This is a genomic window from Paraburkholderia sp. BR10923 (assembly GCF_040948765.1).
GTDB lineage: Bacteria > Pseudomonadota > Gammaproteobacteria > Burkholderiales > Burkholderiaceae > Paraburkholderia > Paraburkholderia youngii.
In genome coordinates, this window is record NZ_JBFPKO010000017.1 from 26,977 (window position 1) to 43,721 (window position 16,745).

At 65.4% G+C, this 16,745-nt stretch carries 13 protein-coding genes, 1 other RNA gene and 1 pseudogene; 11 read left to right on the top strand and 4 right to left on the bottom strand.

Annotated features, from left to right (window positions below):
* Positions 1–450 precede the first annotated feature (450 nt).
* From ompA to AB3X94_RS26940, 5 genes and pseudogenes are all read left to right on the top strand, one after another.
* The gene (gene ompA / locus AB3X94_RS26920; protein ID WP_026228725.1) at positions 451–1,098 is read left to right on the top strand and encodes an outer membrane protein OmpA; all 648 of its coding nucleotides are present in this window, start codon (positions 451–453) and stop codon (positions 1,096–1,098) included.
* 235 nt (positions 1,099–1,333) lie between these two features.
* On the top strand, positions 1,334–2,032 hold the full coding sequence (ubiG, locus tag AB3X94_RS26925) for a bifunctional 2-polyprenyl-6-hydroxyphenol methylase/3-demethylubiquinol 3-O-methyltransferase UbiG (protein ID WP_176105375.1): 699 nt from the start codon (positions 1,334–1,336) through the stop codon (positions 2,030–2,032).
* 41 nt (positions 2,033–2,073) lie between these two features.
* Entirely contained in the window at positions 2,074–2,787 is a 714-nt protein-coding gene (gph, locus tag AB3X94_RS26930; protein WP_368613181.1) for a phosphoglycolate phosphatase, read from the top strand.
* Between the two features lie 87 nt (positions 2,788–2,874).
* Positions 2,875–3,244, top strand: a transfer-messenger RNA (tmRNA) gene (gene ssrA, locus AB3X94_RS26935).
* A gap of 121 nt (positions 3,245–3,365) precedes the next feature.
* A pseudogene (locus AB3X94_RS26940) lies at positions 3,366–3,479 on the top strand (hypothetical protein); the annotation flags it as partial.
* A gap of 166 nt (positions 3,480–3,645) precedes the next feature.
* On the opposite strand, the gene AB3X94_RS26945 reads toward AB3X94_RS26940, so the two are convergent.
* Together AB3X94_RS26945 and AB3X94_RS26950 are read right to left on the bottom strand one after the other, a co-directional pair.
* The gene (locus tag AB3X94_RS26945; RefSeq protein WP_176369263.1) at positions 3,646–3,912 is read right to left on the bottom strand and encodes a hypothetical protein; all 267 of its coding nucleotides are present in this window, start codon (positions 3,910–3,912) and stop codon (positions 3,646–3,648) included.
* A gap of 130 nt (positions 3,913–4,042) precedes the next feature.
* Complete coding sequence (locus AB3X94_RS26950; RefSeq protein ID WP_176105372.1) at positions 4,043–5,122, bottom strand: substrate-binding domain-containing protein; 1,080 nt, start codon at positions 5,120–5,122, stop codon at positions 4,043–4,045.
* Positions 5,123–5,257: 135 nt separating this feature from the next.
* Here AB3X94_RS26950 and AB3X94_RS26955 point away from each other — a divergent pair, with 135 nt between their 5' ends.
* The 4 genes from AB3X94_RS26955 to AB3X94_RS26970 are packed head-to-tail and all read left to right on the top strand — an operon-like array spanning position 5,258 to position 10,556.
* A complete protein-coding gene (locus AB3X94_RS26955; protein ID WP_368590496.1) occupies positions 5,258–5,743 on the top strand; it encodes an NAD(P)H-dependent oxidoreductase subunit E in 486 nt (161 codons plus the stop codon).
* Entirely contained in the window at positions 5,740–7,314 is a 1,575-nt protein-coding gene (locus AB3X94_RS26960) for an NADH-quinone oxidoreductase subunit NuoF (protein ID WP_176105370.1), read from the top strand. Before AB3X94_RS26955 ends, AB3X94_RS26960 begins: the two co-directional genes overlap by 4 nt.
* Before the next feature lie 15 nt (positions 7,315–7,329).
* Positions 7,330–10,296 carry a formate dehydrogenase subunit alpha gene (gene fdhF / locus AB3X94_RS26965; RefSeq protein ID WP_176105369.1) on the top strand — a complete coding sequence of 989 codons (2,967 nt, stop codon included), beginning with the start codon at positions 7,330–7,332 and terminating at the stop codon, positions 10,294–10,296.
* An 8-nt stretch (positions 10,297–10,304) separates the two neighbouring features.
* The gene (locus tag AB3X94_RS26970) at positions 10,305–10,556 is read left to right on the top strand and encodes a formate dehydrogenase subunit delta (protein WP_176105368.1); all 252 of its coding nucleotides are present in this window, start codon (positions 10,305–10,307) and stop codon (positions 10,554–10,556) included.
* A gap of 63 nt (positions 10,557–10,619) precedes the next feature.
* Here the strand turns inward: AB3X94_RS26970 and AB3X94_RS26975 are convergent, their stop codons facing one another.
* On the bottom strand, positions 10,620–12,344 hold the full coding sequence (locus AB3X94_RS26975) for an FAD-dependent monooxygenase (RefSeq protein ID WP_368613182.1): 1,725 nt from the start codon (positions 12,342–12,344) through the stop codon (positions 10,620–10,622).
* Between the two features lie 191 nt (positions 12,345–12,535).
* On the opposite strand from AB3X94_RS26975, the gene AB3X94_RS26980 reads away from it, so the two are divergent.
* Entirely contained in the window at positions 12,536–14,383 is a 1,848-nt protein-coding gene (locus AB3X94_RS26980) for a tetratricopeptide repeat protein (protein WP_368613183.1), read from the top strand.
* 77 nt (positions 14,384–14,460) lie between these two features.
* On the opposite strand, the gene AB3X94_RS26985 is transcribed toward AB3X94_RS26980, so the two are convergent.
* Positions 14,461–15,762, bottom strand: a complete 1,302-nt coding sequence (locus AB3X94_RS26985; protein ID WP_368613184.1) for an MFS transporter — start codon at positions 15,760–15,762, stop codon at positions 14,461–14,463.
* A gap of 326 nt (positions 15,763–16,088) precedes the next feature.
* Here AB3X94_RS26985 and AB3X94_RS26990 point away from each other — a divergent pair, with 326 nt between their 5' ends.
* Positions 16,089–16,613: a GNAT family N-acetyltransferase gene (locus AB3X94_RS26990; RefSeq protein ID WP_176105364.1), complete on the top strand. Its 525-nt coding sequence runs from the start codon at positions 16,089–16,091 to the stop codon at positions 16,611–16,613.
* Positions 16,614–16,745 lie beyond the last annotated feature (132 nt).

Sequence of the window (16,745 nt, forward strand, 5' to 3'; positions counted from 1 at the left end):
GGGGGTTCGCCGCAACTTCGCGTAAGCATTGCAGGCGCAACGCATCACGCGATTCTAACATGCCACGCATCCGCGCCCGACGCAGGTACGTATACATATTAGAGGGGCACCCGCCAACACCTCGCCGATCCCGCACTTTCAGGCTCACCAGGCTCGATTCCTGCGTAGGGCCAATTCCCCGCTCAGCCAGAGCCGGCGGACCGCTCAGACGAAAACATTTGTTGCGCATGCACCACATTTGGAGGGGGATTTGAATGGGGGCAGATTTTTTTTTCGTCGGAGGGGAACGATATGGCAAAATGCCAACGCACAAAGAGTCAGACACTGCTCGAAGTCTATACAGCCGGTTTTTGTTCCGCACCAATGTTATACTTCGAGCAATGTATGACTGGTCATCCGTCAACAGGCTCGCAGTAAACCTGCGGTAATCTCAATTTCGAGAGGAGAAATATGAATAAACTTTCAAAGCTCGCGTTCATTGCAGCTACCGCAGTTATGGCTGCATCCGCCATGGCGCAGTCGGTGCCGGCGTCGCGACAAGCTACCAACGACAACTGGGTGAATGGTACTGGCGAATACGTGTGGATGAACGGCACGAACGAGCTTTGCTGGCGCGATGCATTCTGGACGCCCGCAACGGCTAACGCCAAGTGCGACGGCGCTCTGGTTGCTCAGGCTCCGACCCCGCCGGCACCGGTCGCTCCGGCCCCGGCAATCTCCAGCGAAAAGATTACGTATCAAGCTGATGCGCTGTTCGACTTCGACAAGGCAATCCTGAAGCCGGCTGGCAAGGAACGTCTGAGCGAACTGGCATCGAAGATCCAAGGCATCAACCTCGAAGTCGTCGTTGCTACGGGCCACACCGACCGCATCGGTTCGGACGCTTACAACGACCGTCTGTCGCTGCGTCGTGCTCAAGCTGTGAAGGCCTTCCTGGTCAGCAAGGGCGTCGAAGCCAACCGTATCTACACGGAAGGCAAGGGCCGCCGCAACCCGGTTACCACCGGTTGCAACCAGAAGAACCGCAAGCAACTCATCGCCTGCCTCGCACCGGACCGCCGCGTGGAAGTCGAAGTTGTCGGTACGCCGAAGCAGTAAGCTGGAAAATTACCGCAGTATCGAAAGCCCCGCTTCGGCGGGGCTTTTTTTATGTGCGGGTGCCGCCACGTGGCGTGATGCGCGGCGGAGGAACACCCCGTTCCGCTACTAGCGGCTCGCAGCTCGGATTGGCAGCCGCTCGCTGGCGCGCTTTTGCCGCTCTTTCTCTTGCCCTATATACTCAGAGTTTATCCTCGAGCGTCCGCTCACCGCTTTCATCGAGGCAGCCTTCGCCATGACCAACGCCGATCCCCACGAACTACAGAAATTCAGCGACCTCGCGCATCGTTGGTGGGACCCGAACGCCGAATTCAAACCACTGCACGAACTGAATCCAATTCGCCTGCGCTGGATCGACGCGCACGCGCATCTCGCCGGCAAAAAGGTGCTCGATATCGGTTGCGGCGGCGGCATCCTGTCGGAATCGATGGCAGGCTTGGGCGCGCATGTTAAGGGCATCGACCTGTCGACGCAGGCACTCGGCGTCGCCGATCTTCACAGCCTTGAAAGCGGTGTAACTGTCGATTACGAAGAAATCGCGGCCGAGGCGCTGGCCGCGCGCGAACCGGGCACCTATGACGTGGTCACTTGCATGGAAATGCTCGAGCACGTGCCCCAGCCGGCCGCGATCGTCGAGGCCTGCAAGAATCTCGTGAAGCCGGGCGGGTGGGTGTTTTTCTCCACGCTGAACCGCAACGTGAAGTCGTATCTGTTCGCGGTGATCGGCGCCGAATACATCGCACGAATGCTGCCGAAGGGCACGCACGACTACGCGCGCTTCATCCGCCCGTCGGAACTCGCCGGCTTCGTGCGCGCCGCCGATCTGCGCACGGCCGACATCAAGGGCATCGTGTACAACCCGCTCAGCAAGCATTTCGCGCTGTCGTCCGACACGAGCGTCAACTATATGCTCGCCTGTCGCCGCGACGCCTGACCTGCCAGAACCGCCCCGATCCGCCGTATCCGAAACGAACAATGAGCGACCCGACTCCCCTGCCGCAACGCGAAGACAACGACGACACGCTCGGCTTTTGCCTCGCCGTGCTTTTCGACCTCGACGGCACGCTTGCCGACACGGCGCCCGACCTCGCGGCAGCCGTCAATAAAATGCGCCACGACCGGGGACTCGAGATGGTGCCGCTCGAGAAGCTGCGCCCGCTCGCCTCGGCCGGAGCGCGCGGACTGATCTGCGGCGCGTTCGGCATCGGGCCCGATCATCACGAATTCGCATCGATGCGCGAGGAGTTTCTCGCGAACTACGAAGCGGACCTGTGCATCGAGACGACGCTCTTTCCGGGCATCGCGGAAGTGCTCGACGAACTCGACGCGCGCGGCGTGCGCTGGGGCATCGTCACGAACAAGGTCGCGCGGCTCACCGAACCGCTCGTCGCGCAACTCGGGCTCGAGGAGCGCGCCGGCTGCGTGGTGAGCGGCGACACGACCCCACATTCGAAGCCGCACCCCGCGCCGCTGCTGCACGCGGCGCGTGAGCTGGACATCGCGCCGGAGCGCGTCGTCTATATCGGCGACGATCTGCGCGACGTGCAGGCCGGTTTTGCTGCCGGCATGAAGACCGTCGCCGCCGCGTACGGCTATTGCGGCAACGACATTCCGCCGACACGGTGGCACGCGCAACACGTGGTGGAGTCGACGGCCCAGTTGCAGACGCTGCTGCGCGACATTGTCTGACCAGGTCCGGCCAGCCAATGCGTGCGACCCGTGCCGTCAATCTATTGTAAAATCTCCTTTGGCTCATATATGTGAGCAACGAACCGCGGGGGCGACCTGGTTTCGACAGGGGTTGCGAAGCGGCTAGGGCATGTCGAGGACCCGTCACCTCGTTAATCAATGGGAAAAACGTAACTGCAAACGACGATACGTTCGCACTGGCAGCCTAAGGGCCGCCGTCCTCTGCCTAGTTCACTGACGGGCTAGTGTCGCAAGACCGGTAGCAATACCGACAGAGGTCATATACGTCAGTTAAGCCTTGGCGGCGTCACGACGTCCGGGTCGAAAATCTAGTGAATCGCCGTAGCGCAGCGTGTTCGTCCGCGTCGCTGCGGTTAAATCAAAAGACAGAACTAAACATGTAGAACTGGTCGTAGAGGACTTCTGGACGCGGGTTCGATTCCCGCCGCCTCCACCAAATACCTGGCACGTTCGCAATGAACGGCTCCGAAAAACCCCGGTAGCTTCACGCTGCCGGGGTTTTTTATTTTCGGTACCGTCCGCGACCAACAACATGACCCGGTAGCACCGCCGGCTGCATGAGCAACTGGCCGACGGCCACGGCGGCGCCGACCGACAAGCCGTCGGGCGACTGGACTCTAATCCCGAGCTCGGACGGCAAGCAGCGATGGGCGTACAAGGGCCATCCGCTGCACCACTACGCGGCCGACAAGCAAGCCGGCGATGCAAAGGGACGGCTTCAAGGACACAGCCGGTCCGCAAACTGCGCCACCATTGCACCCGCCACAAAGCACAACGCCGGCCCAAGGACCGGCGTTGCGTCAAACCTCGAAGCTCGGGCGAAGCCCGCGCCGTTCCTCAGTCGTCCTTCGGGCACTGCAGATTGCAGCCGCTCGGATCGCCCATGTCACCGCGCTTGCGCGCTGCCGATCGTTTGCCGTGCTGATACTTGTCCGACGGCGCGGACGCGGCGAACGGCATCTGCGGATGCTCGTTGAGGCGGAATTCATCGTTCAGGATGCCCCCCGGCACGCCAGGCGAGTTTTGCGCGTAAGCGACGGAGACGGTGGCACAGAGCACACCAGCCGCGGCAGCGGCGGCGCATGCGTGGAAAAGAGCTTTCATGTTGGTTCGGCGCGGCTTGCCGCGCGGTTAGAGCGGATACGAAGCCAAGAGAGTAGCCGAAACCGGCTTGCCGCGCAGCAGTGCGCGCCGAGCGCCATCGAGTTTCTGATTACGAGCTCTTACGCCGCCGTTAAGCTAGCGCGCCGCCGAGCCCCTCGTCGAGATCGACGAGCCTGCCGCAGTCGCACGGATCGTAGCCGGCGAGCTGCTCGACGCGATGGTGAAACGCGCTGCCGCGCAACAGATTGATCACCGTCGCGAGCGGCGCGCGTGACAGGTGCGCGCGGTCGCACGCGAAGTAATAGTCCTCGTCGACGATCGGAATGAAGTCGAGCCCGAAATGATGCGCAGCGGGCTGCACGCCGAAGCCTATGTCCGCCATGCCGCTCGCGACGAACGCCGCGATCGCGGAGTGCGTCAGCTCGGTCGACGCATAGCCATTCACGCGGTCCGGGTCCACCCCGATCTGTCGCAGCGCGAGATCGAGCAGCATCCGCGTACCCGAGCCGGGCTGGCGGTTGACGAAACGGATGTCGTCGCGCGCCAGATCGCCGAGCCCACCGATTCCCTTGGGATTGCCCTTGCCGATGAAGAGCCCTTGCTTGCGCCGGGTCAGATGCACGAGCACATGCCGTTGCGGATCGAGCCAGCGCCGGTAGGTATCGGCGCACACCGCGCGAAACTCGCCGAGCGGCAGGTGAAAGCCCGCCAGATCGCACTCGCCGCGCGCGAGCGCGCTGACCGCGTCGGCGCCGTCGCGGTACTTGATCTCGACCGGCAGATCGTTGGCGACCAGTGCAGTCACGAGCGCGGCCACCGCATAACCGTGCGACGCGTGGATGCGCACGTTATCGGTGGGGGGCGCGAGCCAGCGGTTCAGATCGCTCGCCACTTCGCTCGCGAGCGCCTGCAGATTGCCGTCGAGCCGCTCACCGCAGAGCCGCTGCCCATGCAGCACCGCGTGTCCGAGGTCGGACAAAACCGAGCCGCGCCCCCGCTCTTTCGCTATCAGCGGACCGCCAAGCCGCTCCTCGATGCTGCGCAGCAAACCCCACGCGTGCCGGTAGGACAAACCCTTAAGCGCCGCCGCCTGCGCAATGCTGCCAGATTCATCGACAAGCGCGAGTAGCGGCACCACGTCAGACAGGCTGGCCTCGCGGCCGTCCGCACCCTTCACGACCAGCTCGACCTGACATTCGATCCTGACCATATATGTTTGACCGTTTCCTATTGCACGCGCCGGTTAGCCCGCCTATCTTTCGGCTATACCATATCGAATAAGCGAAGCATACGTGCACATATTATGAATAACAAGTGCATATATCGCTTTGGAGGAGCCCCCACTTTGGACGATTCTCTCGCCACGGCGCCGGATCAGCTCGTGCAACGACACGCGCAACCGGGCCGCACGCTCATGACGATCCTGCATGCGATCCAGGACGAACTCGGCTTTGTGCCACCTGCCGCAGTCGGACCGCTCGCCCGCGCGTTGAACCTGTCGCGCGCGGAAGTGCACGGCGTCATCACCTACTACCATCACTTCCGCACCACGCCGGCCGCGCCCGTCACGGTACAGCTGTGCCGCGCCGAAGCATGCCGCAGCATGGGCACCGAGGCGCTCGCCCAGCACATCGAGGCGCACACGGGTTGTCGCTTTGACACCGGTCACCATGACGGCGCGACGGTTGAGCTCGAATCGGTGTACTGCCTCGGCCAATGCGCGCTGTCGCCGGCGATGATGCTGAACGGCACGCTGCACGCACGCGTTACGCCACAGAAATTCGACGCGCTGCTCGCCGCAGCCAGCAAACGCGTGGAGGTGCCGGCATGACGCGCATCTATGTTCCGCGAGATTCGTCGGCGCTCGCGCTCGGCGCCGATGCGCTGGCCGAAGCCATCGCCAGCGAAGCCGCGCGCCGCGGCATGGCGATCGAACTGATCCGCAACGGTTCGCGCGGGTTGCTGTGGCTCGAACCGCTGGTCGAAGTCGCGACGCCCGAAGGCCGTATCGGCTACGCGAATGTCGACGTGGAAGACGTCGCTGCGTTGTTCGACGCGGGCTTCGTCGACGGCGGCGAGCATGCGCGGCGCGTCGGCGTGGTCGACGAGATTCCGTATCTGAAGAAGCAGCAGCGCCTGACCTTCGCGCGGATCGGCATCACCGACCCGCTGTCCATCGACGACTACGTCGCACATGGCGGCCTCGAAGGCCTACGCAACGCGCTGCAAACCGACGGCGATGCCGCGTGCGAAGCGCTGATCCAATCCGGCCTGCGTGGCCGCGGCGGCGCGGCCTTCCCGGCCGGCATCAAGTGGCGCACGGTGCGCGGCGCGAAGGCCGCGCAGAAGTACGTCGTCTGCAATGCCGACGAAGGCGATTCGGGCACCTTCTCCGATCGCCTGGTGATGGAAAGCGATCCGTATGTGCTGATCGAAGGCATGATCATCGCGGGCATCGTAACTGGCGCAACCGTCGGCTACATCTATGTGCGCAGCGAATACCCGCACTCGATCGCGACGCTCGAAGCGGCCATCGCCCGCGCGCGCACAGCCGGCTGGCTCGGCGACAGCGTGCTCTCGAGCGGGCAGCGCTTCGAGCTGTTCGTCGCGAAAGGCGCGGGCTCGTACGTGTGCGGCGAAGAAACCGCGATGCTGGAATCGCTCGAAGGCAAGCGCGGCATCGTCCGCGCGAAGCCGCCGGTGCCCGCCCTCGTCGGTCTCTACGGCCAGCCCACCGTGATCAACAACGTGATCACGCTCGCCACGGTGCCGATCATCTTCGCGCGCGGCGCGGCGTTCTATAAGGACTTCGGCATGGGCCGCTCGCGCGGCACATTGCCGTTCCAACTGGCCGGCAACATCAAGCGAGGCGGCCTCGTCGAACTCGCGTTCGGCGTGACATTGCGCCAACTGCTCGACGACTTCGGCGGCGGCACCGCGAGTGGCCGACCGGCGCGCGCAGTGCAGGTCGGCGGTCCGCTCGGCACATATTTGCCGGAAAGCCAGTGGGACATCCCGATGGACTACGAAGCGTACGCGGCAGTCGGCGCGGTGATCGGCCACGGCGGTCTCGTCGTGCATGACGACACGTCGAACCTGGCCGAGCTCGCGCAATACGCGATGCACTTCTGCGCGCTCGAATCGTGCGGCAAATGCACACCGTGCCGGATCGGCTCGACGCGCGGCGTCGAAGTGATCGAGCGGATTCGTAATGGCGATACCTCGACGCGTCAGGTGCAACTGCTGCGCGATCTGTGCGACACGATGGTGTCCGGTTCGCTGTGCGCGATGGGCGGCATGACGCCGTTCCCGGTGCTGTCCGCGCTCGATCATTTCCCTGAAGACTTCGGTCTCGCCGCCGATCCCACTGCCGACCACGCCAGCAAAGCGGCCGCGGCCTGACACCAGGAGTTCACCATGTCCGACCAGTTCAACTCTCCCGTCCCCCTGGGGGGCGGCTGCGGCTCAGGCAACTGCGCGTGCAAGTCGCAAGCCATGGCACGCGCCGCCAACCCGTTCACCGACGACACCGACTACGGCACCCCCGCGCGCCACTCGGACGTCGACGTGACGCTCGAAATCGACGGCCAGGCGGTGACCGTGCCCGCCGGCACGTCGGTGATGCGCGCGGCGGCCGAAGCCGGCGTCAACGTGCCGAAGCTGTGCGCGACCGATTCTCTCGAACCGTTCGGCTCATGCCGTCTGTGTCTGGTCGAAATCGAAGGACGGCGCGGCTATCCGGCCTCGTGCACGACGCCGGTCGAAGCCGGCATGAAGGTGCGCACGCAGACCGACCGTCTGCAGACGCTGCGTCGCAACGTGATGGAGCTGTACATCTCCGATCATCCGCTCGATTGCCTGACCTGCCCCGCCAACGGCGACTGCGAACTGCAGGACATGGCCGGCGTGACGGGCTTGCGCGAAGTGCGCTACGGCTTCGACGGCGAGAATCACCTGAAGGACAGGAAGGACGAATCGAATCCGTACTTCACGTACGACCCGTCGAAGTGCATCGTCTGCAATCGCTGCGTGCGCGCGTGCGAGGAAACCCAGGGCACGTTCGCGCTGACGATCACCGGACGCGGCTTCGAATCGCGCGTCGCGGCGAGCGAGAACCAGCCGTTCATGGAATCGGAGTGCGTGTCGTGCGGCGCGTGCGTGGCCGCGTGCCCGACCGCGACCTTGCAGGAAAAGACCGTCGTGATGCTCGGCCAGCCCGAGCACTCGGTCGTCACCACTTGCGCGTATTGCGGCGTCGGCTGCTCGTTCAAGGCCGAGATGAAGGGCAATCAGGTCGTGCGGATGGTGCCGCACAAGAACGGCCAGGCCAACGAAGGCCATGCATGCGTGAAGGGCCGCTTCGCGTGGGGCTACGCGACGCACAAGGACCGCATCAAGAAACCGATGATCCGCGCGAAGATCACCGACCCGTGGCGCGAAGTCAGCTGGGACGAAGCGATCTCGTATGCGGCGTCGGAATTCCGCCGCATCCAGGCGAAGCATGGCCGCGATTCGATCGGCGGTATCACGTCGTCGCGCTGCACGAACGAGGAAACCTACCTCGTGCAGAAGCTCGTGCGCGCCGCGTTCGGCAACAACAACGTCGACACCTGCGCGCGAGTCTGCCATTCGCCGACCGGCTACGGCCTGAAGACGACGATCGGCGAATCGGCGGGCACCCAGACGTTCGCCTCGGTCGATAAGGCCGACGTCATCATGGTGATCGGTGCGAATCCCACCGACGGCCACCCGGTGTTCGCCTCGCGCCTGAAGCGCCGCGTCCGCGAGGGTGCGAAGCTGATCGTGGTCGATCCGCGCCGCATCGATATCGTCGATACGCCGCACGTGAAGGCGTCGCATCATCTGCAATTGCGGCCCGGCACCAACGTCGCGATCGTCAACGCGCTCGCGCATGTGATCGTCACCGAAGGCCTGCTCGACGAAGCGTTCATCGCCGAGCGCTGCGAAACACGCGCGTTCGAGCAGTGGCGCGATTTCGTCGCGCTGCCGGAGAACTCGCCGGAAGCGACCGAAGCGGCAACCGGCGTGCCCGCGCAACAGGTGCGCGAAGCCGCGCGCATCTACGCGAGCGCCGGCAATGCGGCGATCTACTACGGCCTCGGTGTCACCGAACACGCGCAAGGCTCGACGATGGTGATCGGCATCGCGAACCTCGCGATGGCGACCGGCAACATCGGCCGCGAAGGTGTCGGCGTGAATCCGCTGCGCGGCCAGAACAACGTGCAGGGCTCGTGCGACATGGGCTCGTTCCCGCACGAGCTGCCCGGCTATCGGCACATCGGCGATCCGCTCGTGCGCACGCAGTTCGAAAACGCCTGGAACGTCACGCTGCAACCGGAACCGGGCCTGCGCATTCCGAACATGTTCGACGCCGCGCTGCACGGCAGCTTCAAGGGCCTGTACTGCCAGGGCGAGGACATCGTGCAGTCGGACCCGAACACGCATCACGTGGCGGCGGCGCTGTCGTCGATGGAATGCATCGTCGTGCAGGACATCTTCCTGAACGAGACCGCCAAGTATGCACACGTGCTGCTGCCCGGCTCGTCGTTCCTCGAAAAGGACGGCACGTTCACCAATGCCGAGCGCCGCATCTCGCGCGTGCGCAAGGTGATGCCGCCGCTCGGCGGGTACGCGGACTGGGAAGTCACGCAGTTGCTGTCGCGCGCGCTCGGCTACGAGATGGACTACACCCATCCATCCGAGATCATGGACGAAATCGCACGGCTCACGCCGACCTTCCACGGCGTGTCGTTCCAGAAGATCGACGAACTGGGCAGCATCCAGTGGCCATGCAACGAGGACGCGCCCGACGGCACGCCGACGATGCACGTCGGTACCTTCGTGCGCGGCAAGGGCAGGTTCGTGATCACGAAATTCATCGCCTCGCCGGAGAAGGTCACGCGCAAGTATCCGCTGCTGCTGACGACCGGGCGCATCCTGTCGCAGTACAACGTCGGCGCGCAGACGCGCCGCACCGACAACTCGCTCTGGCATGACGAAGACCGGCTCGAACTGCATCCGGACGATGCGGAGGAACGCGGTATCAAGACCGGCGACTGGGTCGGCATCGAATCGCGCGCGGGGCAGACCGTGTTGCGCGCGAAGGTGACGGAGCGCATGCAGCCGGGCGTCGTCTATACGACGTTCCACTTCCCCGAATCGGGCGCGAACGTGATCACGACCGACAGTTCCGACTGGGCGACCAACTGCCCCGAATACAAGGTGACCGCGGTGCAGGTGATGCCGGTCGAGCAGCCGTCGCAATGGCAGAAGGACTATTCGCGCTTCAGTAGCGAACAGCTCGATCTGCTGAAACGGCGCGAACAGGCCGATTCGGCCGCGGCCGTTACCGCGGGCAAGTGAGGCGAACCATGGACAATCGGAATCTGATCGACATGGCGAACCGGATCGGCGACTTCTTCGAGTCGATGCCCGACCACGAGGAAGCGCTGACCGGCGTCGCCGAACACATTCGCCGCTTCTGGGAGCCGCGCATGCGTCGCGCGCTGCTCGCAACGCTCGACGAAGCGCCGGACACTTATGACATCGCTCTGACGAACTTCACGCGCGAGGCGATCGTCAGGTATCGCGAGAAGTTGACGCCGGCCCAGGCTCAGGCTTAGGCCATTTCTTTAGTCAGCAAGGCGCGGCGGCAAGATTCGCCGCCGCGCAACGGGCAATCCTGATCACAACGTCGCCTGCTCCGCTATCTCTCCGCCCACCGCAAACCACGCCTCGCAGTGCCGTACGAGACCGTGCAGGTCCGAGCCGGTGCGTCCGCGCGCGCTGATATAGCCGTCGGGCCGCACCAGATAAAACGACGGCCGCGTACGCCCATACGATTCGGAAAGCGCCGGGCCGCCATCACCGGTCGTATCGGTGACGCGCCAGATCCGCACCGCGTTCGGCAGCAGCCGCTCGACCTCAGCGGCGAGCTTTTCCACCTCCGGGTCCGGCGGCGCCGCATGCTTCGCGGCCGGATCGAGCGGCGTGCCATCGACGGGCAGCGGCGGCACCAGCAGAAACAGCGAGAAGAACGCCGGATTGTGCAGATCGAAAATGCAGCCGACGCCGGGCGCGCGCCCGAGCGGACCGTCGACGACATGCACCAGCGCATCCGGCGCGCGCTCGCCCGCGCGCGGGCCGCCGTCGAGCACGCGCTCGAGCGTCAGTGGACTGCGCCGGTACTGGATCGACAGCTCGCTGATGGTCGCGCGCGCGGCATCGCGCAGCGGCCCGAGCGCGGCCAGCACCGGCATCACGCGCTCGCGCAGCAGCTTCAGCGGACCGTGATCGGCCTCGGCCATCTGCGTGATGAAGCCGGTCTGCCGCAGCACCTCGCGCTCGATCGGATGCCGTTCGGCGTGGTACGTGTCGAGCAGGCGATCCGGCGCCGCGCCGCCGATCACGCGCGCGAGCTTCCAGCCGAGATTGAGCGCTTCCTGGATGCCGGTGTTCATGCCTTGCGCGCCGGCGGGGCTGTGCACGTGTGCGGCGTCACCGGCGAGGAAGATGCGGCCCACGCGCAGCCGATCGACCATCCGGCTATTCACGTGGAAATACGCCGACCACGCGAGATCCGACACGTCGACACGCTCGCGCACGCGTCGCGCGATCAGCGCCTTGCATTGTTCGAGCGACGGCGCCGGAGCCTCGTCCAGCGGAGGCTCGCCGAGCACCGCGGGGGTCGGCGCCGCGGCGCTGCCGGACGGCTCGACCGCGTGATCGGCGATCAAACGATGGCGGCCGTGGCCCATCGGAAACAGCGCGACGAGACCGTCGCCCGACGCGAAGATATGGAACTCGTCGTCGGGCCAGTCGGTTTCCGCGTGCAGGTCGGCGAGCAGGAAGGTCTGCTCGAAGGTCTTGCCCTCGAAGTTCAGGCCGAGGCGATGGCGAATCGAGCTATGCGCGCCGTCGGCGGCGATCATGTATGACGGGCGCATGCCTTCCGTACGGCCGTCCGCGCGGCGCAGGGTCGCCTGAATGCTCGCGGAACCTTGCATGAACGCCATCAGTTCGACGCCGCGCTCGACCTTCACGCCGAGCGTCGCCAGATGCTCGGTCAGGAGCCGTTCGGTCACCGACTGGTCGAGAAACAGCAGATAGGGATAGCGCGTGTGCAGCGGGTCGAAATCGAGCTGCGCAAGCCGCATGCCGTTCGAAAACAGATTCGCGACGCGCGCGCGATGGCCGAGTTCGAGAAACGGCTCGATCAGCCGATGCTGCTCGAGCAGCTCGAGCGTGCGTGCCTGAATGCCGATCGCGCGCGAGTAAGGGTTCGGCTGCGGCGCCTTGTCGATCAAACGCACGGGGATGTGAGCACGCGCGAGACTCATCGCTGCGGCAAGTCCAGTGGGACCGGCCCCGACGATCAGCACCGGCGACGCGTCGTAGGCGGCAGCGTCCATGCGGAACTCCGGAGGCAACAATGCGTTCTAGTGTACGCCGCCGCCCTCGCGCACACCGGTGCGCTGCATCAATCGCGCAGAAGGGACGCCGCGGCGCTGTAGAGGCGCCTGCGAGCCGCGCAAATCCGGGCCCCTTGCGCAAGTATGGGAAAATGCGGCCCAGTCTGATTGATCCGAATGCCCTCCCCGTCATGCAACCTGTATTTGACCGCGCGTTCGCGGCGCATCGTGACGGCCGCCTCGACGACGCCGAACGCGGCTACCGCGCCACGCTCGACCACGACCCCAGCCATGTCGATGCGCTGCATCTGCTCGGCGTGCTGCGCCACCAGCAGGGCCAGCACGCCGAAGCCGCGGCGCTCGTGCGGCGCGCGGTCGACCTGCGCCCCGAAGATGCGGCGCTGCAGCTGAACCTCGGCAATGCTCTGAAGGCGCTCGGCCAGATCGACGCCGCGATCGAGCAGTTCCGCAACGCGCTGACGCTCGCGCCGACGTTCCCGATGGCGCACTACAACCTCGGCAACGCATACGCGTCGCTGGGCCGTCACGAAGACGCCGCCGATGCGTTCGAACGCTCGCTGCGCCTGCAGCCGGATGACGCGTCGTCGCACAACAATCTCGGCAATGCGCTGCACGCGCTCGGCCGTCACGCGGACGCGATCGCGTCGTTCCGGCGCGCGCTCGAACTGCGCCCCGGTCACGCGGGCGCGCTGAACAACATGGGCATGTCGCTGAACGCGCTCGATCGGCCGAACGAAGCGGTGCCCTGCTTCGAGGCCGCGCTCGCCGCCGAGCCGCGCTTCGTCGCCGCGCACTTCAACCTCGCGAACACGTTCGATGCGACCGGCCGACATGCGCAGGCAGTCGCGTCATTCGAAGCGGCGCTGCGGCTGCAGCCGAACCTGCCGCCCGCGATCTATGGCATGGGCAACGCGCTCGCGGCGCTCGGCCGGGCCGAGCAGGCCTTGCCGTATCTGGAGCGCGCGGTCGGACTCGACCCGCAATTCGCACTCGCGTGGGTCGCGCTCGGCACCGCGCACCAGGCGCTCGGCGCGCACGCGGCCGCGGTGCGCGCGCTCGATCAGGCGCTGCGGCTGCGCCCCGACCTCGCGTCCGCGCATATGAACCGAGCGCTCGCGTGGCTTGCGATGCGCGACTTCGAGCGCGGTCTGCCCGAATACGAATGGCGCCTGCAAACCGTCGTGCAACCGGCGATCCAGACGCTGCCGCGCTGGCACGGCGAGTCAATCGACGAGTACACGCTACTGATCCATGCCGAACAGGGTTTCGGCGACACGCTGCAATTCGTGCGCTTCGTGCCGCTCGCCACGCAACGCGCCGCGCGCGTCGTGCTCGAAGTGCAGCCGCAGCTGGTGCCGCTGCTCGCGCCCGTCGCGCAGGCGTGGCGCGTCTCGCTGATCGCGCAAGGTCAGCCGCGCCCCGCCGCCGATCTGCAGATTCCGCTGCTGAGCCTGCCGCTCGCGCTCGGCACGCGCTACGACACGATCGAAGCACGCACGCCCTATCTGAGCGTGCCGCCGGCCTATCGCCGCAAATGGCGCGGCTCGCTCGGCGGTCAGGCGAAGCGCAAGATCGGGCTCGCGTGGTCGGGGCGCATCCAGCGCAACGAAACCCGCACGATGCCGCTCGCCGCGCTGGAGCCGCTGTTCGCCCTCGACGGCATCGACTGGATCGTGCTGCAGCCCGATCTGTCCGACGACGAACGCGCGGCGCTCGACGCACATCCGCGCGCGGCCGCGATCCATCGCTTCGACCAGCGCATCGGCGACTTCGCGGATACCGCGGCGATCGTCGAGCGGCTCGACGCGGTGGTGTCGATCGACACCTCGATCGCGCACCTCGCCGGCGCGCTGCGCAAGCCGCTGTGGCTGATGCTGCCGTTCGCCGCCGACTGGCGCTGGTTCGACGGCGACACGCGCAGCCCGTGGTATCCGGGCGCGACGCTGGTGCGTCAGCCGCGGCCGGGCGCGTGGGATGAAGTCGTCGAAGCGGTCGCCAACGAATTGCGCCACGGGTAGCGACGGACCACGCTCCGCCAACAAGCAAAAACCCCGCTTGCGCGGGGTTTTTGCTTTCAGAACATCGGGCGAACCCGTCAGGCCGCCCGATACTGATTGCGCGCCTCCGGCGTGCGATACAGGAACAGCGTCGCGAGCAGACCGCAGATCGCCGCCACGCCGAGAACCAGACCCGGCGCCGCCTTGTTGTTGGTCACGTGGATCAGCAGCGTGGCGATGGCCGGCGTGAAGCCGCCGATCGTGGTCGCGAGACTGTACGCGAGCGAGAAGCCGGCGGTCCGCACTTCGACCGGCATCACTTCGGTCAGCGCGACGACCATCGCGCCGTTGTAGCAGCCATACAGGAACGACAGCCACAGCTGCACGGCGAGAAGACGCGCGAACGACGGGTCGGCGACGAGCCATTGCAGCGCCGGATACGCGGTGAGGATCGTCAGGATCGTGAACGCGAGCAGCACCGGACGGCGGCCGATGCGATCGGACAACGCGCCGGACACCGGCAGCCAGATCAGGTTCGAGATGCCGACGCAGACGGTGACGACCAGCGCGTCGATCGCCGTCAGCTTCAGCACCTCCTTGCCAAAGGTCGGCGTATAAGCCGTGATCATGTAAAACGACACGGTCGTCATGACGACCATGCCCATGCCGCCCAGCACTACGGGATAGTTCGCGGCCATCGACTTCAGGATCTCGCCCATGCCCGGACGATGCTTGCGAGCCGTGAACTCCTCGGTCTCCTGCAGCGAGCGGCGGATGATGAACAGGAACGGCACGATCAGACAGCCGATCAGGAACGGCACGCGCCAGCCCCACGCGAACATCTGATCGGCGGGAAGAATCTTGTTGAGCCCCACGCCGATCAGCGCGGCGAATACCACCGCGACCTGCTGGCTGCCCGACTGCCACGAGCAATAGAAGCCCTTGTTGCCCTTCGTCGCGATCTCCGACAGATACACCGACACGCCGCCGAGCTCGGCGCCGGCCGAGAAACCTTGCAGCAGCCGGCCGAGCAGCACGAGCACGGGCGCCACGAGCCCGATGGTCGCGTAGCCCGGTATCGTCGCGACCGTCAGCGTGCCGAGCGCCATCAGGCTCAGCGTGAGGATCAGGCCTTTGCGACGGCCGTGATGGTCGATGTAGGCGCCGAGCACGATCGCACCGAGCGGACGCATCAGGAACCCCGCGCCGAACACGGACAGCGACAGCATCAGCGACGCGAAATCGCTGCCGCTCGGGAAATAGGTCTTGGCGATCGCGGAAGCGTAATAGCCGTAGACCATGAAGTCGTACATCTCAAGAAAGTTGCCGCTGACGACGCGGAACACTGTCTTGACCTTGGATTCTTTGGTATTGGAAGCGGCGTGGGTCGCGGTAGACATGACACTCTCGGAGAGGCCCGCCGCCCAGTCGGACGGATCGACGCGGACGGTGACGAGCGGGCAGTTGGAACGATCCACCGCGATTGGCAAGCGGATCACACAGGCGGACACGCGGTTATCGATTAGGGAAGCGCGCCCGGGGACGCCGCATCCTGCTGTCCACGGCGTTCATCCGGGATCAGGGTAAACGCTGAGCTTGATGCGGGGCCGATGCCACGTAATGTTACTGCTGATAAGGTCGCCGCGAAACGCATACAGTTTGCTTACGCGCGACACCTGCGGGCGGCGGTAGACTGCCCGCGCAAGCCATTCAGTTGATTACTCCGATGCAAACCACCCCTGCTCTCTCCCTGCGCCCCGCCACGCTCGAGGACGCCGCGCTGATCGCGTCGATCCACAGCGCCAGCTGGCAGGCGACCTATCGCGGTCTGTTGCCCGACGCGTTCCTCGACGGCGAAGTCACGCGCGAACGCGCCGCCTATTGGGAAGCGCGTCTCGGCGCGCCGGGCGGCGAGCGCCGCATCGTGCTGATCGCCGAATTGGCCGGCGAGCCGATCGGCTTCGTGTGTGTCGAGCGACAGCCCGAGTCCGCATGGGGCGTGCTGCTCGACAACCTGCATGCGCTGCCCGGTTATCAGGGCATCGGCGTCGGTAAAACACTGATGCACGCAGCCGTTGACTGGACCCGCGCCCAAGGCGAGGCACAGCTGTATCTGTACGTGCTCGAGGGCAATACGGCGGCGATTGGCTTTTACGAGCGGCACGGCTGGCAGTTGGTCGGCGCGGAGCCCGACCATATGGGCGGCGTCGATATCACCGCGCTGCGCTACGTGTACCGGTTGAAGCCCTGAGCATCGCAGTTGGGCTGCGCGAAGCGAACACCCGTGATGTCCCCGTTTTCGGAGTCATCCGAAGGGTGGACAAGGTAGTTTCGAGGCACGATATTCTGTCGCCGATGGCTTCATCGGTCCCCTACAGATTCC

Excerpts from the sequence above, each read along its gene's own strand:
- ompA (WP_026228725.1), top strand. The coding sequence starts at position 451 with ATGAATAAACTTTCAAAGCTCGCGTTCATTGCAGCTACCGCAGTTATG.
- ubiG (WP_176105375.1), top strand. The coding sequence starts at position 1,334 with ATGACCAACGCCGATCCCCACGAACTACAGAAATTCAGCGACCTCGCG.
- gph (WP_368613181.1), top strand. The coding sequence starts at position 2,074 with ATGAGCGACCCGACTCCCCTGCCGCAACGCGAAGACAACGACGACACG.
- AB3X94_RS26945 (WP_176369263.1), bottom strand. The coding sequence starts at position 3,912 with ATGAAAGCTCTTTTCCACGCATGCGCCGCCGCTGCCGCGGCTGGTGTG.
- AB3X94_RS26950 (WP_176105372.1), bottom strand. The coding sequence starts at position 5,122 with ATGGTCAGGATCGAATGTCAGGTCGAGCTGGTCGTGAAGGGTGCGGAC.
- AB3X94_RS26960 (WP_176105370.1), top strand. The coding sequence starts at position 5,740 with ATGACGCGCATCTATGTTCCGCGAGATTCGTCGGCGCTCGCGCTCGGC.
- fdhF (WP_176105369.1), top strand. The coding sequence starts at position 7,330 with ATGTCCGACCAGTTCAACTCTCCCGTCCCCCTGGGGGGCGGCTGCGGC.
- AB3X94_RS26970 (WP_176105368.1), top strand. The coding sequence starts at position 10,305 with ATGGACAATCGGAATCTGATCGACATGGCGAACCGGATCGGCGACTTC.
- AB3X94_RS26975 (WP_368613182.1), bottom strand. The coding sequence starts at position 12,344 with ATGGACGCTGCCGCCTACGACGCGTCGCCGGTGCTGATCGTCGGGGCC.
- AB3X94_RS26980 (WP_368613183.1), top strand. The coding sequence starts at position 12,536 with ATGCAACCTGTATTTGACCGCGCGTTCGCGGCGCATCGTGACGGCCGC.
- AB3X94_RS26985 (WP_368613184.1), bottom strand. The coding sequence starts at position 15,762 with ATGTCTACCGCGACCCACGCCGCTTCCAATACCAAAGAATCCAAGGTC.
- AB3X94_RS26990 (WP_176105364.1), top strand. The coding sequence starts at position 16,089 with ATGCAAACCACCCCTGCTCTCTCCCTGCGCCCCGCCACGCTCGAGGAC.